Annotated in this window: 15 protein-coding genes; 11 read left to right on the top strand and 4 right to left on the bottom strand. The window is 72.4% G+C overall.

Annotation, left to right across the window (positions count from 1 at the left end):
- The first annotated feature begins 71 nt into the window (after positions 1-71).
- The 11 genes from ACIRG6_RS05125 to ACIRG6_RS05075 all read left to right on the top strand — a co-directional run bounded on the left by ACIRG6_RS05125 (position 72) and on the right by ACIRG6_RS05075 (position 11,731).
- Positions 72-1,847: an acyl-CoA dehydrogenase gene (locus tag ACIRG6_RS05125; protein ID WP_403320788.1), complete on the top strand. Its 1,776-nt coding sequence runs from the start codon at positions 72-74 to the stop codon at positions 1,845-1,847.
- Positions 1,844-2,791 carry a 4'-phosphopantetheinyl transferase family protein gene (locus tag ACIRG6_RS05120; RefSeq protein ID WP_365022002.1) on the top strand — a complete coding sequence of 316 codons (948 nt, stop codon included), beginning with the start codon at positions 1,844-1,846 and terminating at the stop codon, positions 2,789-2,791. The genes ACIRG6_RS05125 and ACIRG6_RS05120 overlap by 4 nt, the downstream gene beginning before the upstream one ends.
- Entirely contained in the window at positions 2,730-3,959 is a 1,230-nt protein-coding gene (gene metK, locus ACIRG6_RS05115; RefSeq protein WP_403320786.1) for a methionine adenosyltransferase, read from the top strand. Before ACIRG6_RS05120 ends, metK begins: the two co-directional genes overlap by 62 nt.
- Positions 3,956-4,834 carry a thioesterase II family protein gene (locus ACIRG6_RS05110; RefSeq protein ID WP_403320783.1) on the top strand — a complete coding sequence of 293 codons (879 nt, stop codon included), beginning with the start codon at positions 3,956-3,958 and terminating at the stop codon, positions 4,832-4,834. Before metK ends, ACIRG6_RS05110 begins: the two co-directional genes overlap by 4 nt.
- Positions 4,831-7,317: an FkbM family methyltransferase gene (locus tag ACIRG6_RS05105; protein ID WP_403320782.1), complete on the top strand. Its 2,487-nt coding sequence runs from the start codon at positions 4,831-4,833 to the stop codon at positions 7,315-7,317. Before ACIRG6_RS05110 ends, ACIRG6_RS05105 begins: the two co-directional genes overlap by 4 nt.
- Before the next feature lie 16 nt (positions 7,318-7,333).
- Positions 7,334-8,185, top strand: a complete 852-nt coding sequence (locus ACIRG6_RS05100) for a 3-hydroxyacyl-CoA dehydrogenase family protein (protein ID WP_364683965.1) — start codon at positions 7,334-7,336, stop codon at positions 8,183-8,185.
- A gap of 56 nt (positions 8,186-8,241) precedes the next feature.
- Complete coding sequence (locus ACIRG6_RS05095) at positions 8,242-8,496, top strand: acyl carrier protein (RefSeq protein ID WP_364683967.1); 255 nt, start codon at positions 8,242-8,244, stop codon at positions 8,494-8,496.
- Positions 8,497-8,518: 22 nt separating this feature from the next.
- Positions 8,519-9,703 (top strand): acyl-CoA dehydrogenase family protein, encoded by a 1,185-nt coding sequence (locus ACIRG6_RS05090; RefSeq protein ID WP_364825444.1) that lies wholly within the window; start codon positions 8,519-8,521, stop codon positions 9,701-9,703.
- The gene (locus tag ACIRG6_RS05085; RefSeq protein ID WP_403320779.1) at positions 9,700-10,728 is read left to right on the top strand and encodes an HAD-IIIC family phosphatase; all 1,029 of its coding nucleotides are present in this window, start codon (positions 9,700-9,702) and stop codon (positions 10,726-10,728) included. Before ACIRG6_RS05090 ends, ACIRG6_RS05085 begins: the two co-directional genes overlap by 4 nt.
- Before the next feature lie 111 nt (positions 10,729-10,839).
- Positions 10,840-11,466 carry a hypothetical protein gene (locus ACIRG6_RS05080; RefSeq protein ID WP_403320778.1) on the top strand — a complete coding sequence of 209 codons (627 nt, stop codon included), beginning with the start codon at positions 10,840-10,842 and terminating at the stop codon, positions 11,464-11,466.
- Between the two features lie 58 nt (positions 11,467-11,524).
- Entirely contained in the window at positions 11,525-11,731 is a 207-nt protein-coding gene (locus tag ACIRG6_RS05075; RefSeq protein WP_364683975.1) for a hypothetical protein, read from the top strand.
- 92 nt (positions 11,732-11,823) lie between these two features.
- Here ACIRG6_RS05075 and ACIRG6_RS05070 read toward each other — a convergent pair whose 3' ends face one another.
- The 4 genes from ACIRG6_RS05070 to ACIRG6_RS05055 all read right to left on the bottom strand — a co-directional run.
- Positions 11,824-13,044, bottom strand: a complete 1,221-nt coding sequence (locus ACIRG6_RS05070; RefSeq protein ID WP_403320775.1) for a cytochrome P450 — start codon at positions 13,042-13,044, stop codon at positions 11,824-11,826.
- 128 nt (positions 13,045-13,172) lie between these two features.
- Positions 13,173-13,370 carry a ferredoxin gene (locus tag ACIRG6_RS05065; RefSeq protein ID WP_364683979.1) on the bottom strand — a complete coding sequence of 66 codons (198 nt, stop codon included), beginning with the start codon at positions 13,368-13,370 and terminating at the stop codon, positions 13,173-13,175.
- A 45-nt stretch (positions 13,371-13,415) separates the two neighbouring features.
- A complete protein-coding gene (locus ACIRG6_RS05060) occupies positions 13,416-14,792 on the bottom strand; it encodes an NAD(P)/FAD-dependent oxidoreductase (RefSeq protein ID WP_364683981.1) in 1,377 nt (458 codons plus the stop codon).
- A gap of 32 nt (positions 14,793-14,824) precedes the next feature.
- The coding region (locus ACIRG6_RS05055) for an SDR family NAD(P)-dependent oxidoreductase (RefSeq protein WP_403320773.1) at positions 14,825-21,850 on the bottom strand (7,026 nt) is incomplete at its 5' end.

Below are 21,850 nucleotides of genomic sequence, written 5' to 3'. Positions count from 1 at the left end.
GTCCGGCAGGCCGGCGCGCGGCTCGTCGCCGTAGGTCCGCAGGAGCCGAAGGGGGGCTGATCCGCGTCACCATGGCCGTCGCAGCCGCCACCGCAGGGGATCTGGCCGTCGCCGGCGATCCCGTCCGTCCGGCCGCCCCGTCCGCCGCCGACGCCGACCGGCGTGCCGCGCGGCTGGAAGTGCTCCTCGGTGATCCCTACGCCCCCGACAACCCGCACGGCCTGACCGCCCTGTTCGAGGCCGACGCCCGGGGACGGCCGCCCGAGCAGACGGAACTGCTGCTCGAACGGTTCGGGCTGAGCGCCGAATGCGTGCCCGTCGCGGACGGCGGGCGACTGACCAGGGCCGACCTGCTCGCCAGGGTGCTGCGGCCGGTCTTCCGCCGCGACGTGGCACTCGGAACCGCGGTGGGCACCGCCCCGGTGCTGGCCGCGGGGCCGGTGTGGGCCGCCGGCAACACGCACCGGCGTGCGCAGACCGCCGCGTTGCTGCTGGGCGGCGGCCGGGTCGGGCTGGTGCCGCACGAGCGCGGGCAGACCGCCGGCAGCACGCCGGGCGGCATCACCGCTCGCCCCGCGCCGGACGGCGGCCTGCTGCTGGACGGCCGGGCCGAGGCCGCCCCGGACGCGATCGGCGCCCGCCTGTACGTCGTACAGGCCCGCACCGGACCGGCCCGCTCCCCGCACAGCCATACCGCCGTGCTCCTGGACGGCGACCGTCTCCCCCCGCCGGCGGTGCGCGAGACGGGCGGGGCCGCGGCCCGCGGGCGGGTTGGTGCCTCGCGTGCCGAGATCGAGCTGCACGAGCACGCCGTACCCCACGACGCGGTCCTCGGAACCGTGGGCGAGGGTGTGCCGCTGACCCTGCGTACACAGCAGGTCGGCCACGCTCTGGTGCCCGCGCTGCTGGTCGCCGCCGCGGACACCGCGCTGCGCTCCGCCGTGCGGGCGGCCGAAGGCGGGGCGTCGCCCGCCCGCCCGAACCGGCGACTGGCCGGGGTCTTCGCCGACATCCTGACCTGCGCCAGCTTCGCCGATGTCGCCCTGCGTGCGCTGAGCCTGCTGCCTGCCCAGGCCCAGGTGCCGGCCGCCGCCGTGCACTACCTGGTCCCCGCGCTGCTCCAGGAGAACCTCGAGGCTCTCGCCTGCGTGCTCGGTGCGCGCCGCCACGACCGCGGCAGCGCCCACCACGGCGCCCTCGGCAGGCTGATGCGGGCCCTGCCGCTCGCAGCCTCCGGACCCGCACGCACCGGCGCCGCCGACGGCCAGGCGGTGATCGCCCCTCATCTGCGGCCGCTCGCCGAGCACTCCTGGTTCGCCGAGCCGGAGCCGCCGCTGACGCTGTTCCGGGGCGGATCCGGCCTGCCCGTCCTCGACTTCGCCTCCCTCGCGGCGGCGGGTCACGGGGACCTCCTGGCCGCCTCGCTGTGCGGATCGGCGGCGCGGTTCGCCGAGGTCCGCGGCGTCGGCGGCCACACGGCCGTCCTCGCGGAACTCGTCCAGAGCCTCGTCACCGAACTGCACGCGCTGCGCGCCCGGTGCCGTGCGCTGCCCGGTCCCGGGGACGGACCGCTGCCCGTGGCCGCCGTGTGCGCGCTCGTCGACCGTTACGCCCTGGTGCTCGCCGCCGCGGCGGTCCTCGGCGTGTGGGAGAGCCAGGACGGCGCCGACCCCTTTCTCGCCGCACCCGCCTGGCCGGTGCTCGCCCTGTCCCGGATCGCCCGGCGCCTCGGCGCGCCCGTTCCGCCCCTGCCGGACGGGGTGGAGGAACTGGTGCACCGCGAACTCGTGCGCCGCTGTCACGAGCACCTCAGCTATGACCTGGACGCCACGGAGCTCGCGCCGTGACGGCGCACGCGGTGCACATCGCACCGCCGTTCAAGGCCAGTGGCAGCCGCGGCCCCTGGCAGGAGGTGCGCGAGAGCATGCGGCTGACCGGCAACGCCACGGTCCTCACCACCTGGGGGGAGTGGCTCAACGCCGCGTTGGCCGGAGGCGGTCTGCGCGAGATGCTCGGCCCGGACTGGCAGCGCTACCGGCGGACCCCGGACCCGGCCGTCCGCTACCGGTTCGCCGCATCCCGGCTTGCCGTCAAGTACACGGCGGCCGCCGCCCTCGGCACCGAGCCCGTCGAGCTCGACCTCGCCTACACGCCCGGCGGCCGCCCGTACCTGCGTGGCTTCGGGCAGCTCGACATGAGCCTGACCCACTCCGAGGATCTGATCGCCGTGGGCATCAGCCGCACCGGCAGGATCGGCGTCGACGCCGAACCGGCCCACACGCGGCCGCCCGCCGAGGGGTTCCTCGGCCATGTGTGCACCCCCGCCGAGCGCGCCGAGCTCGGTCTGCTGCCCGAGGCGGAGCAGCACCGGGCGCGCCTGCGCCTGTGGACGCTGAAGGAGGCGTACTCCAAGGCCCTCGGCCAGGGACTGCCCCTCGGTTTCACCGAGTTCGGCTTCACCGCGTGCGCGAGCTGCCGCGCCGGCGCGGACGCGGGCCGCTGCGCGCTGCTGTGCGCGCCCGACGGCACGCCCGTGGAGAGCGACACATGGACCTTCGCCACCTACCGCGCCCTGGGCGGCCGCTATCTGGTCAGCGTGGCCTGCCAGGACACCGGGGTGGTCACCGTGCCCGGCCCGGCGGTCACCGCACCGCTGGACGAGACCGTCCTGAGCACGCTCGCGGACCGTCTGTCCCGTCAACACGCCCTTCCCGATTCTCTGGAGACCCATGTCCCGTCGTCTGTTCACCTCGGAGTCCGTGACCGAGGGTCACCCCGACAAGATCGCTGACCAGATCAGCGACACCATTCTCGACGCGCTCCTGCGCGAGGACCCGTCCTCCCGGGTCGCCGTCGAGACCTTGATCACGACCGGCCTGGTGCACGTGGCCGGCGAAGTCTCCACCACCGCGTACGCACCGATCGCGCAGCTGGTCCGGAACAAGATCCTCGAGATCGGCTACGACTCCTCGAAGAAGGGCTTCGACGGCGCCTCCTGCGGCGTGTCGGTATCCATCGGCGCGCAGTCCCCGGACATCGCCCAGGGTGTGGACACGGCGTACGAGTCCCGGGTCGAGGGTGCCGCCGCGGGCGGAGAATCGGACGAGCTGGACAAGCAGGGTGCGGGCGACCAGGGCCTGATGTTCGGCTACGCGACGGACGAGACGCCGACGCTGATGCCGCTGCCGGTCTTCCTGGCCCACCGGCTGTCGAAGCGGCTGTCGGACGTGCGCAAGAACGGCACGATCGCCTACCTGCGTCCGGACGGCAAGACGCAGGTCACCATCGAGTACGACGGTGACAAGGCGGTCCGGCTGGACACCGTCGTGGTCTCCTCGCAGCACGCCTCGGACATCGACCTGGACTCGCTGCTGGCTCCGGACATCAAGGAGTTCGTCGTCGAGCCGGAGCTGAAGGCGCTGCTGGACGAGGGCATCAAGATCGACACGGAGAACTACCGTCTCCTGGTCAACCCCACCGGCCGCTTCGAGATCGGCGGCCCGATGGGTGACGCCGGTCTGACCGGCCGCAAGATCATCATCGACACCTACGGCGGCATGGCCCGTCATGGTGGCGGTGCCTTCTCCGGCAAGGACCCGTCCAAGGTCGACCGTTCCGCGGCGTACGCGATGCGCTGGGTTGCGAAGAACGTGGTCGCCGCCGGTCTCGCCGCCCGCTGCGAGGTCCAGGTCGCCTACGCGATCGGCAAGGCCGAGCCGGTGGGTCTGTTCGTCGAGACCTTCGGCACCGAACGGGTCCCCGTGGCCCGCCTGCAGCAGGCGATCACCGAGGTCTTCGACCTCCGCCCGGCCGCCATCATCCGCGACCTCGACCTGCTCCGCCCGATCTACTCCCAGACCGCCGCCTACGGTCACTTCGGCCGCGAGCTCCCCGACTTCACCTGGGAGCGCGCCGACCGGGCCGAGGCCCTCGCGGTGGCCGCAGGCCTCGTGACATGACAGCCGGACAGCGCGGCACCCGGCCGGTGCGCCTGTACTGCTTCGCCCACGCCGGCGCGGGCACCTCCTCGTTCGAGGGCTGGGCCGGCCGGGCCGGGCCGGACGTCGAGGTCGTACCGCTGCCGCTGCCCGGCCGGGGCGGCCGCGCCAAAGAGCCGGCCATCACCGGGCGCGAGGCTCTCCTCGCCGACCTGATGGGCCACTTCACCGCGGCAGCGCGTCCCGAGCCGTTCGCGCTGTACGGGCACAGCCTGGGCGCGATGGTCGCCTACACGGTGACCCGCGCGCTGCACGAGGCCGGCCTGCCCGGGCCCGTGCTGCTCGCCGTCGGGGCCTGCCCCCCTCCGACGGTGCCCTCCCCGCTGTCCGACGCCTGGGCGGCACCGGAAGCCGAACTCGTGCGCCTGCTCACCGAGATGGGCGCCGTACCGGACAGGGCGGCACCCGGCGGATTCTGGTACCGCACCGTCCTGCCGGTGCTGCGCGACGACCTGGCCCTGGGGCACCGGCTGCGCGTCGCCGCCCGGGAACCGGCCCCGGGCGGGCTGCCGGACGTGCCGCTGCTGGCGGTCTCCGGTGATCGCGATCGCCTGGGCCGTCCCGGCGACATGGCGGGCTGGCGGGAGTGGACCACCGGCCCCGTCACGCTGCACACCGTGCCGGGCGACCACTACTTCGCGGGCGGCCCGGATCTTCCCGTCCTGCTCGGCCGGGCCTGCCGCACCGCGGCCGACCGTGCGCCCGACTGCTGCTCCGGTCTCGCTCAAGTCGGTGCCGCCAAGGTCGGGATGACAGCGGACACCTCGGAGGGAACGGGGCGGCAGTGGGCGCGCTCACACCTTCGGGCCGGCCGTCATCTCCAAGGAGAGGCATGAGCCCCTACACGATCACAGCCGAAGAAGAGCGCGCGGCGGCCACACCGGCCGCCGCGCAGCACCGGTGGCATCTGGCGCTTGCCGAAGCCGCGAACGGTGCATTGCTGGACGCCGGCCTCGCCGCGCTGCGCACCCGGGCAGGCGACGCCGTCGGGTCAGCCGAACCGGTCGGCGTGGTACGCGTCGGCGGCCGGACCGGGGGGCACCGCGCGGCGGTCCTCTCGGGCCCCGACGGCGCGGTGGAACTGGGGTCGGCCCAGACCGCGGACAGCGGCGCCGCGGTGGCCTTCATGTTCCCCGGCCTGGGCGACCACTACCTCGACATGGGGCGCGACCTGTACCGCGACTTCCCCGTGTTCAAGACCACCGTCGACCGCTGCGCCGAGGCGCTCACCGCGGAGCTCGGCCTGGACATCCGGGACGTGATCTTCACCGCCGCCGGACGTCCCGAGCCGACCGAGACGGGCAACGCCCTCGCCATGGACCTGCGCCGCATGCTGGGCCTCGACACGCGTGAGCAGAGCACCGAGGAGCGGCGTCTCAACGCCACGCGCATAGCCCAGCCCGCGCTCTTCGTGGTCGAGTACGCCCTGGCGGCCCTGTGGGAATCGTGGGGCGTCAGGCCGACCGCGATGATCGGCTACAGCCTCGGCGAGTACGTCGCGGCCACCCTCGCCGGCGTCCTCTCGCTGGAGGACGCGCTGGTCCTGGTGGCGCGCCGGGCCGCGCTCATCGACGAGCTGCCCGAGGGCACGATGCTCGCCGTGATGCTGCCGGAGGAGCAGGTGCGGCCGCTGACGGGCGGGAACATCTCCCTGTCCGCCGTCAACGGCCCCGAGTTCTGCGTGGTGGGCGGCCCGGTGGCCGACATCTTCGAGCTGGAGCGGACCCTCGCCGGCCGCGGTGTGATCACCCGCAGGGTGACCACCACGCACGCGTTCCACTCCTCGATGATGGAGCCGATCGCCGACCAGGTCACCGACATCGCCCGCGGTCTGACGCTCAACCCGCCGCGTATCCCCTACATCTCGAACGTCACCGGCCGGCCCATCACCGACGAGCAGGCCACCGACCCGGCGTACTGGGCCCGCCACCTGCTCAGCCCGGTCCGTTTCGCCGACGGCCTGCGCCACCTCGGCCAGGAGCGCCTGCTGCTGGAGTGCGGGCCGGGTCAGACGCTGAGCAGCCTGGCGACCGTGGTCCGGGGCGGCGACACCGGCAACATCGTCGCTTCCATGCGCCACTCCCTTGAGCCGCACGCCGACACGTCCGTCGCTCTGAAGGCCCTGGGCCGGCTGTGGCTCGCGGACGCCGACGCGGCCTGGCACGACCTGCCCTGCGGCGACCTGGCCACCACCGAGGAGACCCCCGTGGCACAGACCGACGCAACGGACGCGGACGGCGCACCGGAGGCGACCGAGACGGAGACCGCGCTGCTGGCCGTGTGGGCCAGGATCCTGAAGAACGACGACTTCCCGCGCGATGTCAGCTTCTTCGAACTGGGCGGCAACTCCCTGCTCGCCACGCGGCTGATGCTGCGCATCAGCCGGGCCTTCGACGTCGAGCTGACGCTGCGCCAGGTGTACGAGTTCGCCACCCTCACGCGCATGGCCGCGGCCATCGACGTACTGCGCGGCGGCGGCGACCCGGAGACGGCGGGGGAGAAGGCGGGCTCTTCGCACACCGGCAGCTGCCAGGCCCGATTTCGGCTGCCCAACGGCCTGACGGTCCACCACCAGAACGAGTCGGAGACCCGTCACTTCTACGAGGACATCTTCGACCACCGCGTCTACGCCAAGAACGGCATCTCGCTGCGCAGCGGCGACACCGTCGTGGACGTCGGCGGCAACATCGGCCTGTTCACCCTGTTCGCGCACTACGAGGCGCAGAACGTGCGGGTCTTCACCTTCGAGCCGGCCCCGCCGCTGTTCGAACTGCTGAGCAGGAACGTCGCGGAGCACGGTGTGGACGCGAAGCTGTTCAACATCGGCATCTCCGACGCCGAGACCGAAGCGAGCTTCACCTTCTACCCCCGCAGCTCCGGGATGTCCTCGTTCCACCCGGACGAGGAGGAGGAGAAGCACAATCTGCGCACGATCATCGCCAACCAGCAGAACACGGACGCGGAGGCCCGCCGGCTCACCGACTACGCCGAGGAGCTGATGGACGTCCGCTTCGAGGCCATCGAGTACACGGCCCGGCTGCGTCCGCTGAGCGCTGTCATCCGCGAGCAGGGAATCGAGCGGATCGACCTCATCAAGATCGACGTGCAGAAGAGCGAACGCCAGGTCATCGACGGCATCGCCGACGAGGACTGGCCGAAGATCCGGCAAATGGTCCTCGAAGCGCACGACGCCGACGGTGAGGTGGAACGCCTCACGAAGCTGCTGGAGGACCGGGGCTTCACCGTCATGGCCGAGCAGGACGAGCTGTACGTCGGGACGGACATCTACAACATCTTCGCCGTACGCGGCGCACGGTAACGGAGCCGGACGAGTCATGGAATTCACCACGGTAGGAGTCGTCGGCGCCGGCGTCATGGGCGTCGGCGTGGCACAGAACCTCGCGCAGACCGGGCACCAGGTGATCCTGGTCGACGTCTCGGAGGAGGTGCTCGACAACGCGAGGCGCGAACTGCGCACCAGCCTGCGCGCCTTCGCCCTCTTCAATCGCGCCGCGGCCGTCGACCCGGCGGCGGTGATCGAGAAAATAGAGTTCACCACCGACTACGAGCTGCTGGCCAAAGCCGATTTCGTCGTCGAGAACGTCACCGAGGACTGGAGCATCAAGGAGAAGGTCTACGAGCGGCTGGACCGCATCTGCCGCCCTGAGGTGCGGTTCGCCGTGAACACCTCGGCGATCTCCATCACCCGCGTCGGCTCGGTCACCGACCGCCCGCAGAACATCGTCGGCATGCACTTCATGAACCCGGTGCCGATGAAGCCGATGGTGGAGGTCATCCGCGGCCACCACACCACCCCGGAGACCATCGACACCGCCCGCAGGTTCCTCGCCGAGATGGGCAAGGAGTGCATCGTCGTCGAGGACGTGCCGGGATTCGTCTCCAACCGCGTCCTGATGCTCACCATCAACGAGGCCGTCTTCCTGGTGCAGGACGGGGTGGCCTCGCCCGCCGACGTCGACCGCATCTTCAAGACGTGCTTCGACCACAAGATGGGGCCGCTGGAGACGGCGGACCTGATCGGTCTCGACACCATCCTGAAGTCCGTCGAGGTGCTCTACGAGAGCTTCAACGACAGCAAGTACCGGCCGGCCCCGCTGCTGAAGAAGATGGTCGCCGCCGGCCTGCTGGGGCGCAAGAGCGGCGAGGGCTTCTTCAACTACCGCTGACCCGGCCGAGGCGCACACCCACTGCCAGGCCGCACACGAACAGGACGGAACACGACATGAGCATGGACAACAAGGCGAAGATCGGGGAGTACCTGTCCCGCTTCTTCCCGGTGCAGGACCTCAAGGACGACGACGACATCTTCCAGCTGGGCTTCGTCAGCTCGATGTTCGCCATCCAGCTCGTCTCCTTCGTGGAGCACGAGTTCGGCCTCACCATCGACAACGACGACCTGGAGCTCGACAACTTCCGTTCCGTCGGAGCTCTCGACGCGTTCGTCACCCGTAAGCTCTCCGCCTCCGTGGCGTCCTGACCCACGAGGAGACGCCACAGCGATGACCAGCACGCTCACGGCGGAGCAGGCCCAGGCCCAGAAGGAGTTCCGGGCCTTCGCCGACCGCCACATCGTTCCGCACGCCGACGCAAACCATCGCGCTCAGCGCACTCCGCCCCGGACCGTCGAACTGCTGGCGACCGAGGGACTGCTCGGTCTGCCGGTCGCGGCCCAGTACGGCGGGGGCGGATGCGACGCGGTGACGCTCGGGCTGCTCGCCGGTGAACTGGGGCGTGCCTGCTCGTCGCTGCGCAGCCTGCTCACCGTTCACACGATGGTGGCGCACGCCGTCGCACGGTGGGGAAGCCGCGAACTCAAGGAGACCTGGCTGCCCCGTCTCGCCCGCGGTGAGAGCATCGGCGCGCTCGCCGTGTCCGAGCCGGGTGCCGGCAGTGACGCCGCCGGCGTCGTCACCCGGCTCACCCCGGACGGGGACTCCTGGCTGCTCGACGGCCACAAGACGTGGACGACGTACGGCGAGACCGCCGACGTCTTCCTCGTCCTGGGCCGTTCCCCCGAAGGTCCCACGGCGGTGCTGGTGGAGCGCGCCACCGCCGGAGTGCGCACCGAGCTGATCGAGGACCTGATCGGCATCCGCGCCTCGATGACGGCGGACGTCCACTTCGACGGCTGCCGCATCCCGGCCGGCCAGGTGCTCGCCCGGCCCGGCCTCGGCCTCTCCCACGTCGTCGGTACGGCGCTCGACCTGGGCCGCTACACCGTCGGCTGGGGCTGCGTCGGCATCGTCGACGCCTGCCTGGAGGCCAGCGTCGACTACGCGGGCAGCCGGGAGACCTTCGGCACGCCCATCAAGGACCACCAGCTCGTACGGCAGATGATCAGCGGCATGTACACCGACGCCCGGGCGGCGCGGCTGCTCTGCCTCGAGGCGGGCCGGCTGCGCGACGAGGGCGATCCCGGTGCGCTCGCCCAGACATCCATGGCGAAGTACTTCGCCTCGACCGCCGCGAGCCGGGCCGCGGCCGGCGCCGTGCAGATCCACGGCGCCAACGGCTGCAGCGCCGGCTACCCGGTGCAGCGCTATCTCGGCGACTCCAGAGTCATGGAGATCATCGAGGGAAGCTCTCAGATCCATCAGATCGGCCTCGCCGAGTACGCGTTCCAGGAGCGCGCCCTCGTCCGCCGGAGGCAGGCCGGTGCGACCCCCAGGAGTGAGGGACGATGACGACGACCGTCAAATGTGTGGTGTGGGACCTCGACAACACCGTCTGGGAGGGGGTGCTCCTCGAGGACGGGGACGTGAAGCTGCGGCCCGGTGTCGTGGACGTCCTCAAGACCCTCGACGAGCGGGGCATCCTCCACTCCGTCGCGAGTCGCAACGACCACGACGCGGCCATGGCCAAGCTGGAGGAGCTGGGCATCGCCGAGTACTTCCTGTATCCGCAGATCAACTGGGGCAACAAGTCGGACTCCGTGAAGGCGGTCGCCGAGGCGATCAACATCGGCATCGACACGCTGGCCTTCGTCGACGACCAGCCCTTCGAGCGCGACGAGGTCCGCTTCACGCACCCGCAGGTGCTGTGCATCGACGCCCTCGACGCCGAGCGCATCCCCGGCCTGCCCGAGATGCACCCGAGGTTCGTCACCGCGGACTCCCGGGAGCGCCGTCACCTGTACCGGGCCGACGCCGAGCGCAACCAGGCCGAGGCCGGCCACGACGGCACGGCCGAGGAGTTCCTCAGCTCCCTGAACATGCGCTTCACCATCACCCCGGCCCAGGAACGCGACCTGCAGCGCGCCGAGGAACTGACCGTCCGCACCAACCAGCTCAACGCGACCGGCTACACCTACTCGTACGAGGAGCTGGACGCGTTCCGCCAGTCGCCCGGCCACGATCTGCTGGTCGCCGGCCTGGAGGACAGGTACGGAACGTACGGCAAGATCGGGCTGGCGCTCGTCGAGCGCGGCGAGGACGCGTGGACGGTCAAGCTCCTGCTGATGTCCTGCCGGGTGATGTCCCGTGGCGTCGGGTCGGTGCTGCTCGCCCATCTCATCCGGGAAGCGGCCGCGGCCGGGATACGGCTGCGCGCGGAGTTCGTGCCGACGAACCGCAACCGGAGCATGTACGTCACCTACAAGTTCGCCGGGTTCCGGGAGATCACCACGAACGGCGAGATCTCCGTGCTGGAACACGACCTCGCCCGCGTTCCTGAGTTCCCGCCGTACATGGAGGTCCTGGTCGAGGGCTGACCTGGGGCTGGACACGAGTTCGAGCCGGGTTTTAGGGCGCTTCGCCATACTGGCCGAGTCTGTCAGCCCCTGCCGGTCTCCGGCAGGAACGGGGAGGGAAGCAGAGAACGGATGGCCATTCAGTCACTGTGCGAAGCAGTCCATTGCCGTCACGCCCGGCAGTCGGGCAAGCCCCAGCCTCGGACGGCCGCCTCGGGGCAGCGGCTCTGCCTGGTGTGCCGCGCCCGGCTGAAGGAGGACCTCGTCAGTCTTCCGGGCCTGTACGACGGCTGTGAGGAAGCGCTCTCGCCGGCGCGGACCGGAATCACCGAGCGGGTCAGCTCGGGCCGTGCCCGGCAGGGCATCCGGCTCAACGAAGCGGCTCTCCAGGCCCGCGGTGACATGGTTGTGGTACTCGCCTCGTGGGCCGGCGCCATCGTCGCGGAGCGGGGGGTGACCGGGCCGTCCCGGCGCGAGGTCGGTACGCTCGCGGCCTTCCTGGCCCGCCATCTCGACTGGCTGGCCGCCCACCCGGCCGCGGGCGAGTGCGCGGCCGAGGTCCGCAGGGTCACCAACGTGGCGCGCTCGGCGCTCGCCCCCAGGCCGGCCGTCCCGCAGGAGCTCGGCTCCTGCCCGGTCACCGACTGCGAGGAACGCGTCCGCACGTCCCGGGGCGCCGATTCGACACACATGGTGCGTTGCGGGGCCGGGCATGTGCTGCCGCCGGACCGCTGGCTGCTGCTGAGCGGCCGCGCGTGAGCCCGGCCGGTCCGCACCCCGCCCAGCTCCGACCTCACGCACTCACGGAAGGCCCCCCATGACCGCCGTCAAGAAGGCCGGCACGCGCACGGTCCCCACCCAGCTCGCCGCCCTCGCCGCGGGAGTGTCCGAGGCCACCATCCGGCAGTGGGCCACCCGCGGCAAACTCACCCGCTACGGCCGGCCCGGCCGTCGTGAGTACTCCCTCCAGGAACTGACCGCCCTGATCGCGAAGAGTGCCGAGCGCGCGAAGAGCGCCGAATAGGCCACCCCGCGGCCAACTCCCGTCCGGACCCCCGCTCCACCGGCCCGAAGGCCCGCGGAGCGGGGAGAGCACACCGGCGGCTCAGGGGGATGTCACCAGGTGACCGGAAGCCGGTGCACGCCGAGGACACCCATGTCCTTGCGCACCGGCACCTCGGAGACCGGGACATCCAGTCGCAGGCCGGGGAACTCGCGCAGCAGCCCGTTGATGCCGATCCGCATCTCGATACGCGCCAACTGCTGCCCCAGGCACTGGTGGATGCCGTGCCCGAAGGCCACGTGCCCGGTGGCCGGCCGGGTGATGTCCAGGTCCTCCGAGGGGCCGAACTTCTCCGGGTCCCGGTTGGCCGCCGCAACGGACACCGTGACCGTGTCGCCCTTCCCGATCACATGACCGGCCAGCTCGACGTCCTCCAGGGCGGCACGCAGCAGGCCCACGTGCATGATGCTCAGGTAGCGCAGCAACTCCTCCACCGCACCGTCGATCAGCGACGGGTCCTCGCGCAGCAGCGCCAGCTGGCCGGGATGGCTCAGCAGCGCGAACGTACCCATCGCGATCATGTTCGCGGTGGTCTCGTGCCCGGCCAGGAGCAACAGCAGAGCCATGCCGATCAGCTCGTCGTCCATGAGATCGCCACCTGCCACCAGGTCGCTCAGGATGTCGTCGGCCGGCTCCTCACGGCGCCGCCGCACCAGATCGAGCAGGTAGGTCCGTAGCCCGGCGTACGCCGCCGCGGCCTCCTCGGGGTCCTGCACCAGCCGGAAGATGGCCACGGCCCTGGACTGGAAGAACTCGTGGTCCTCGTACGGCACTCCGAGCAGCTCGCAGATCATCAGCGACGGGATCGGCAGCGCGAAGTGCTCGACCAGATCCGCGCCCGGCCCCTGGGCGCGCAGACGGGCCAGTTGATGAGCGGTGACCTCCTCGACCCGTGCCTCGAGCCGCCTCATGCGGCGCACGGTGAACTGGCCGGTGAGCAGTTTGCGGTAGCGGGTGTGCTCCGGCGGATCCATGAACAGGAAGCCGCCCGGCATCGCCGGCTCGAACGCGCGGTCCGTCAGCGGTGAACTCATCAGCTCCTGACGGGCGCTGAAACGAGGATCACTGAGCACCTTCCGGGCCAGCGCGTAGTCGGTGACGAGCCAACCGGTGCTGCCGTCCGGGTTCGCGATCCGGCTGAGGGGTTCCCTCCCACGCAGGTCGGTGAGCTCGGTGGGGGGTGTGAAAGGACAGGTCCGGGCCAACGGGAGGGGCCGCGGCTCGTGTGCCGGGCCCCCGGTGGGGCGGGACTCCCGTGTGGTCTCGGTCGTCATACGTTCTCCGATCGTGGGGGGTGGTGGGGGAAGGTGGCCGATCGTGGGCTCAGTGGCTTGCCGCCGCGGGCCGGCACACGTGGGGGGTGGCCGGCCTCGGAGCCGCGCGAGGAGACGTCGCGGAGCGCTCAGTCCTCCGCCGTGGCCAGAGCGCCGGTGGGGCAGGTCGACACCGCGTCGAGGACCGCGTCCACCTCGTCGGCCGGAGCCCTCGCCACCAGCAGCACGACTTCGCCGGTGGCGGGGTCCTGGTCGAAGACGGAGTCGGCGGCCATGACGCACTGGCCGGCTCCGATGCAACGACCGGTATCGGCAATGATCTTCATCCAGGATCCTTCGTTCCTTCGTGTGTCGTGAGGTCGTCGCCGGGTTCAGCGGGAGGACGCGGCCAGCACCTCGACGAGGTCGGACCGGCCCGGCCCGGAGGGGGCCTGCGGACGCCAGCCCGACGCCCACACCTCCTGCAGACGCCGCCGGTTCTCAGGGGTGTCCAGGCTGTCGAGGGGGGCCAGCAGACCGGCCACACGCTGCGCCGCCTGCCACAGATGCCCGTCGTGCTCCCCGGCCTCCATGAGGCTGAACAGGCTCACCGGCGGCATCGCCGCGCCCTGCGGCAGACGGTGCCCGTCCACCGCGGCCTGCCAGAGCCGGGTGCGGGCGATGTCGGCCTGGACCGAGTCGTCGAACCAGGGCCGCACCCACGCCTGGGCTTGCGCGGTCACGTCCCGGACGAGCCCGGGCAGAGAGCCCGGTTCCCCGGCGAACGCCTCGGCGAGCAGCACGGCCTGGTGCATCGCCACCGACGCACCCCGCCCGAAGGCCGGATCGGTCGTGCACAGCGCGTCGCCCACGACGCCGTAGCCCACGGGGGCGTCGGGCGCCAGGCCGCGCAGGGTGTTGCGCAGCCCGGCCATGGGGACGACCTCGGTCAGCACCTCTCCGACATCGGGACGCAGCCACGGCTCGAACTTTGGGAAGAGCGCGGTGACCTGGTCGAAGGCCTCCGCCTCACGCAGCGCCTTGAGGTCGTTGTCGTCGGGGAGGCGGCCGATGCCGATCGCGAACGTGCGGTTGTCGTGGTAGAAGAGCCCGGCGCCGAATCCGTCGCCGGCGACCATCGTCGTCACGCCGCGTTCGAGCGGCGGCCGCCGCACCCCGTCGCGCAGCCGGTAGAACCGCGTGTTGTACACGACCCCGCAGTCCTCGTCCCCCTCCAGGACGGTGAAGTCCTCACGCAGCGGCGAGCGTCGGCCCGCCGCGTCGATGAGCACGTCCGCGTCGACGACGCCGCCGCGCACCCGTACCCCGCTGATCCGGCCGTCCCTCACCTCGGCCCGGCGCACCGACGTCCCGTAGTGGATCTCGACGCCCGGCTCCCGGCGCAGGGCGCGTTCCAGCGCCCACTCCACGGTGGGGCGGCGCGCCGCCAGGACCGCCAGGTCCTCGGCACCGGGCGGGGTGGTGCCGGCCGGCGTGGCGATGCTGACCTCCTCGGCGCCGTTGGCCAGCAGATCCTCGTACACATCGGGCAGATGCGTGAGCAGGTGCTGCCGGAACAGCCCCAGGAAGGTGTGCAGTTGGCGGGTCTGCGGGGCACCGGGGCGGTGCCAGTCGCCGATGGCGGCCAGGTCCCCGGGCGGGGCCTGGTCGCGCTCCAGCACGGTCACCTCGAAGCCCCGTCGCGCCAGCAGCAGCGCCACGGACAGACCTGAGATCCCTCCACCCATCACCACGGTCCGGGCACTCATCACAGTCTTCCTTTCGCGATCATCGGTAGCGGTCAGGCGGCGAAGTCGCCGAGCACGAGGTCCAGGGCCCGGTCGATGTCCGAGTCGCTGAGCGACTCGGCCGCCCGGAGGGCATCGCTCGCACCGCGCTGCTTCGGCAGGTCCATGCCCTGGGCCAGGTCGAGCAGCTGCGCGAGCAGTCCGCTCTCCCGCAGCAGCGTGGCGCCGGCCTTGCCGATGGCCCACTGCGCGGCGGCCATGGGGTCCTGCGGCGGGCCGTCCTGTGCCGCGCTGCCGAGCCGCAGCCTGCCGAGGAGGAACTCCGCGATCGCCCGCGGCGTCGGGTAGTCGAACGCCAGCGTGCTGGGCAGCTCGGCACCGGTCTGGGCGGCGATGCGGTTCTTCAGGTCGACGGACATCAGCGAGTCCAGGCCCAGACCCTGCAACGGCCTCTCCGCGGCCACCGCGTGCGCGCCCGGCAGACCGACGGCCGCCGCCACCTCACCGCGGACGAACTCGGTGAGCGTCTCGAACCGCTCCGCCTCGCCCAGGGCGGCGAGCCGGTCGAGGAAGTCCGAACCCTGCGGCGCGGTGGCCGCCGCCTGCCGCAGCCGCGGCCGCACCAGGGAACGCAGCAGCGGCGCCACGTCCTCCTGCTGCGCCAGCCCAGCCAGGTCCAGCCTGACCGGCGCCAGCTGCGCCTCGGGCCGGCGCAGGGCGGCGTCGAACAGCGCGAGCCCCTCCTCGACACCGAGGGCCCGGGCCCCTCCGCGGCGCATCCGGGCCAGTTCGGCCTCGCCGAGGTGCGCGGTCATGCCCGCTCCGCCCTGGTCCCACAGCCCCCAGGCGAGGCTGAGCCCCGGCAGCCCGCGGGTGCGGCGGTAGGCGGCGAAGGCGTCCAGGAAGGCGTTCGCGGCCGCGTAGTTGACCTGCCCGGGGGACCCGAACGTGCCCGCCACCGACGAGAACAGTGCGAAGACGGCCAGATCCTGACCGGCGGTCAGCTCGTGCAGATGCACCGCCCCGTCGACCTTCGGCGCCAGGACCGCGGCCATCCGGTCCGCGTCCTGGTTGCGCGCGATGCCGTCGTCGAGAACGGCGGCCAGGTGCACCACCGCGGTCAGCGGGTGGTCCGCGGCCACCGCGGAGACGGCGGCGGCGACGTCGTCGCGGCGGCTGACGTCGCAGGCGACGATGCGCACGGTGGCGGCGCCTGCGGCGGTGAGGCGGGTGGTGAGGGCGTCGGCGCCGGGGGTGTCGCGGCCGCGTCGGGAGGTGAGGACGAGGTGGCGTATGCCGTGGGTGCGGATGAGGTGTTCGGCGAGGGCCTGGCCGAGTGCGCCGGTGCCGCCGGTGATGAGGGCGGTGCCCTCGGGGTCCAGCGGACGGGGCAGGGTGAGGACCAGCTTGCCGGTGTGCCGGCCCTGCGCCATGAACCGGAACGCGCTGGGCGCCTCGCGGACGTCGTAGGCGTGCAGGGGCAGCGGACGGATCGTGCCGTCGGCCAGGAGTGCGGTGATCTCCTGGAGCATCTCCTGGATGCGGTCGGCGCCGCTGTCCATGAGGTCGAAGGCCTGGTAGCGCACTCCGGGGTGGTCGGTGGTGACCTGGTGGGGGTCGCGGATGTCGGTCTTGCCCATCTCCAGGAAGCGGCCGCCGTCGGTCAGCATCGTCAGGGTGGTGTCGACGAACTCGCGTGCCAGGGAGTTGAGGACGACGTCGAAGGGCACGTCGTTCCAGGTGTCGGCGAAGGTGGTGTCGCGGGAGGAGGCGATGTGGTCGTCGGCCAGGCCCATGGCGCGCAGGGCGGGCCATTTGGCGGTGCTGGCGGTGCCGTAGACCTCGGCGCGGAAGTGCCGGGCGAGCTGGACGGCGGCCATGCCGACGCCGCCGGCGGCGGCGTGGATGAGGATCTTCTCGCCGGCCTGGAGGCTGCCGAGGTCGACCAGGCCGTGGTAGGCGGTGAGGAAGGTCAGGGGGACGGTTGCCGCTTCGGCGTAGGAGAGGTGGTCGGGGATGGGGGTCATGACCCGGGCGTCGGCGCGGACCTCGGTGCCGAAGGAGCCCACGGCCAGGCCCATCACCCGGTCACCGGCCCGCAGATGCCTCACCTCGGCACCCGCCTCCAGCACGACTCCGGCGCATTCCAGGCCGAACTTCGGGGCGTGCACCATGTCCAGGGCGTTGAGCACGTCACGGAAGTTCAGTCCGGCCGCGCGCACCTGCACCCGGACCTCGCCGGGGCCGAGCGGCTCAGCCGTGTCCAGGGGCACGGCCTCGAACGTGTCGAGCCTGCCCTTCTCCCGCACGTCCAGGGCCCACGCCCCGGTGTCCGGCACCCGCACCGTGCCGCCGGAACCGGCCCGTGCCAGACGCGAGACGAACACCATCTCGCCGCGCAGCGCCAGTTCCGGTTCGCCGGTGACGGACAGGGCCGTCGCGAACAGGTCCGGGACCGCGGCGTCCGCGTCGACGTCGACCAGACGCCACGTCCGCTCCGGGCTCTCCGCCCGCAGCGAGCGGACCAGACCCCACAGGGGAGCGGTGCCGAGCGCGGCGACCGTGTCGTCGGGGCGGGTGCTGACCGCGTCGCCGGTCACCCACACGACCTCGGTGTCGACCAGCGCCGGTGACGCCAGCAACCGCTGGACCAGAGCGAGTTCACCGGACGCGGTGGCGTGTGCCCGCTCGGCCGCGGACGGACCGGCGGTGCCGGACGGCTGCGGTGTGCGGTCGACCACGATGCGCCGGGGCGCCGGGTCCGAGGCGAGGAGCCCGTCGAGGTCCGCGAAGGCCGGGGCGTCCAAGGACCGTGCGACGAACCCGTTGCCGTCGCCGAGGACCAGCGTGCCCGCCGTACCGTCGGCGCCGGGCGCGGGCAGCGCCTCCGCCTCCACCGGCTGGAACTCCACCCGGTACAGATGGTCGGTGCCGCGCCCGCCGGCCCGCAGCTGCTCGGCGCTCGCCCGCTGCAACCGCAGGCCGCTCGCCGATGCCACCGGCCGGCCGGTGCCGTCGGCGAGGAGCACCGACGCGCGGGTCTCGCCGCCCTCGCCCTCGCCGGACGGCTCCAGCTCGACACGCACGCGCAGCTCGGTGGCGCCCGTCGCGTACAGCGTGACGTCCGTCCAGGCGAAGGGGAGCAGCACCGAGTCGCCGTCGGTGTCCCGCTCGCCGCCCGGGGCGGTGCCCGCGAGGGTGTGCAGGGCCGCGTCGAACAGCGCCGGGTGCACCCCGAACCCGTCCCTGCCGGCGGTGTCGCCGTCCGGCAGCACGATGCGCCCGTAGGCGACGCCGTCCCGGCGGGACAGCTCGGTCAGGCCGCGGAAGGCCGGCCCGTATGCGACGCCCTTCGCCGCCATCCCGTCGTAGAAGCCGTCCAGCTCCACGCCGTCCGCACCGGGTACGGGCCAGGCGCTCAGCTCGGCGAACGCCTCGCCGCTCGGAACCCGGACGTCGTCCAGCTCTCCCTCGGCGTGCAGGGTCCACACCTGCTGGTCGACGGCGTCCTCGGGCTGGCTGTAGACGGCGATCGTGCGCCGTCCCTCCTCCGCCGCCTCGCCGACGCGCACCTGGAGCCGCGTCCGCGCGGATCCCTCGAGGACCAGGGGCCGGGCGAGCGTAAGGTGCGCGACGCGTGCGGCGCCCACCGTGTGCGCGGCCGCCCATGCCAGGTCCAGCAGACCGGTGCCGGGCAGCAGCACGGAGTCGAACACGGCGTGGTCGGCCAGCCAGGGGTGCTCGGCCGCGGAGACGGCACCGGACAGCAGATGTCCGTCGCCGCCCGCCAGCACCGCCGTCGCGGGCAGCCAGGGGTGGCTGCCCTGCCCCAGACCCGAACCGCGCACATCCGTGCGCGACGCCGGCTCCTTCCAGTAGCGCGTGCGCTGGAAGGCGTACGTCGGCAGCTCGACGGGGCCGCCCGAGGCGGGCAGCGGGGTGCGGGACCAGTCCACGCGGTGGCCCGCCGTGTGCAGCCGGGCGAGCGCGGCCAGCAGCGTACGGGGCTCGTCCGCCGTGCCCTCGCCCGCCTTGGCCGCGTTGCGCATGCTCGGCGTGAAGTGACCGACGCTCAGCGTCTGCGTGCCCATGTGCGTGAGCGCGGGAGCCGGGCCGCACTCCAGGAAGCGCCGGACGCCGTGCTCCGCGAGCGTGCCGAGGGCATCGGTGAACCGGACCGCCTCACGGACCTGGCGCACCCAGTGCTCCGGCGAGCGGATCCCCTCGCCCTCGGCGGTGCCGGCCGGGTGCCAGGCGCCGGTGCGGGTGTCCACCAGCGGGATCGCGGGCGCCCGGTAGTCGCAGTCGGCGGCCACGGCGGCGTACTCGTCGAGCATCGCGTCCATGTGGGTGCTGTGGAAGGCGTGCGAGACGGTCAGCCGGTGGGTGCGCCGCCCCTGGCCGGCGAAGTGCTCGGCGAGGGCGGTGACGGCGTCGGCGTCGCCGCTGACGACGGTCTGCGCCGGGGTGTTGAGGGCGGCGACGCCGACGCCCGCACGGTCGCCGATCGCGTCGAGCACCTCGGCCTCGCCGGCTTCGACGGAGACCATCGCACCGTCGGTGCGGCAGGCCTGCATGAGACGCCCGCGGGCGACGACCAGCCGAGCCGCGTCCTGAAGGCTCAGCACCCCCGCGACATGGGCCGCGGCGAACTCGCCGACGGAGTGCCCCGCGACGGCCGTCGCGGTGACGCCCCACGACTCCCACAGCCGGTAGAGAGCGACCTCCAGCGCGAACAGCGCGGGCTGGGTGAAGCGGGTCTCGTGGATCAGCGCGCCGGTGCCGTCACCGTCGTCACCACCGGAGAACACCAGCTCGCCCAGGGACCTTCCCAGATGCGGGTCCACGGCCGCGCACACCGCGTCGAACGCGGCACGGTAGGCGGGGAAGGTGTCGTACAACTGCCGCCCCATACCGCCGTACTGGCTGCCCTGCCCGGTGAACAGGACACCGAGCCCGGCGTCACCGGTCACCTCGCCCCGGACGACAGCGGCGTGCGAGGTACCGCCGCCCAGCGCCCGCAGTCCGGCCACGGCCTCGTCGGCCGACGAGGCGAGGACGGCGGCGCGGGTGTCGAAGTGGGTGCGGTGCAGTGCCGCCGTGGCGGCCACGTCCGCCAGCGGGACCTCGTCGTGGCTCTCCAGCCAGTCGGCCCAGCGCTCGGCCTGTGCCCGCAGGGCGGCCTCGTCCCGGCCCGAAAGGAGCACCGGCACCGGGAGCTGCGGCGTGTCCGTGCCCTCCGACGCGACTGCCTCGACGGCGGGTGCTTCCTCGAGGATGAGGTGTGCGTTGGTGCCGCTGAGGCCGAAGGAGGAGATGCCGGCCCGCCGGGTCCGTTCGCCGCGTTCCCAGGGGCGGGCCTCCTGGAGGAGTTGCAGGCCGGAGTCGTCCCACTCGATGTGCGGGCTGGGCTGGTCGGCGTGGAGGGTCTTGGGGAGGGTGTCGTGCTGGAGGGCGAGGATCATCTTGATGACGCCTGCGACACCGGCGGCTGCTTGGGCGTGGCCGATGTTGGACTTGGACGAGCCCAGAAGCAGCGGCCGGTCGGCCGGGCGCGTGGGTCCGAAGACCTCCGCGAGGGCTCCGGCCTCGATCGGGTCGCCGAGGCTGGTGCCGGTGCCGTGGGCTTCGATGGCGTCGATGTCGTCGGGGGTCAGGCGGGCTGCCGTGAGTGCGTCCTGGACGACGCGCTGCTGGGAGGGGCCGTTGGGGGCGGTCAGGCCCTGGCTGCGGCCGTCCTGGTTGACGGCGCTGCCCCGGATGACGGCCAGCACGCGGTCGCCGTCGCGCTCGGCGTCGGAGAGGCGCTTGAGGAGGAGGATGCCTGCGCCTTCGGCCCAGCCCGCGCCGTCGGCGTCGGCGGAGAAACTCCGGCAACGGCCGTCGGCCGACAGACCCTTGAGACGGCTGAACTCGACGAACGTCGCCGGTGTCGACATGACGGTGACACCACCGACCAGGGCCGTCTCGCACTCGCCGTTGCGCAGGGCCGTCACGCCGAGGTGGGTGGCGACCAGCGACGACGAGCACGCCGTATCCACGGTCAGGGCCGGACCCTGAAGACCGATGGTGTACGACACCCGTCCGGACAGGACACTGCTCGCGTTGCCGGTGCTCAGGTAGCCGTCGAGCCCGCCCAGGTCGTGGTTGTACAGGTTCCCGTAATCGGAGCCCATGGTGCCCAGGTAGACGCCGGTGCGGGACTCCGACAGCGTGTCGGGGCGGACACCGGCGCGCTCCAGGGCCTCCCAGACGGTCTCCAGGATGATCCGCTGCTGCGGGTCCATCGACTGCGCCTCACGCGGAGTGATCCCGAAGAACTCCGCGTCGAAGCCATCGATGTCGTCGAGGAAGCCACCCTCACGGGCGTAGCACTTGCCGTCCGCCTCCGGGTCCGGGTCGTAGAGATCGAGGCCGGACCACCGGCTCGGGAACGAGTCGACGGCGTCGGATCCGCTGACCAGCAGCTGCCAGTAGTCCTCGGGGGTGCCGATACCGCCGGGCAGGCGGCAGGCCATCGACACCACCGCGATGGGCTCCTCGGCGGTGCCACGGCGCGCACGACGCGTGGTGGCCGGCTTCGATGCGCCGCCGAGTGCGAGCTTGTCGAGCAGGAGCCCGGCGATGGCGGTGGGGGTGGGGTAGTCGAAGGCGAGGGTCGCCGGCAGCGACACCCCCGTCACGGCCGACAGGCGGCGGCGCAGCTCGACCGCCATCAGCGAATCGATGCCCAGGTCCTTCAGCACCTGGTCCGCCCCGAGCGCCGCACCGTCCGCGATGCCGAGCACCACGGCGGCCTCACCGCACACGAGAGCGGTCAGCTCCCTGCTCCGCTCGTCGTCGGAGAGCGGCGCGAGCCGATCGCGCAGCGTGCCGCCCTCGACGGCGCCGGCGGCCCGCCTGCGCGGAGCACGCAGCAGCGACCGCAGCAACGGCGGCGTCTCCCCGTCACGATCGAAGTCCCGCTGCAACGTGGTGAGTTCCAGCTTCAGCGGGATGGTGTGGGGGTGGTTGGCGGTGAGGGTGGTGTCGAGGAGGTGGAGGGCTTGTTCGGTGGTCAGGGCGGTGACGCCTTGGCG

Origin of the sequence: Streptomyces flaveolus, assembly GCF_044765825.1 — a bacterium.
Lineage (GTDB): Bacteria > Actinomycetota > Actinomycetes > Streptomycetales > Streptomycetaceae > Streptomyces > Streptomyces flaveolus.
The sequence above is the reverse complement of the archived record's forward strand: the minus strand, read 5'-3'. Positions and strand labels throughout refer to the sequence as shown.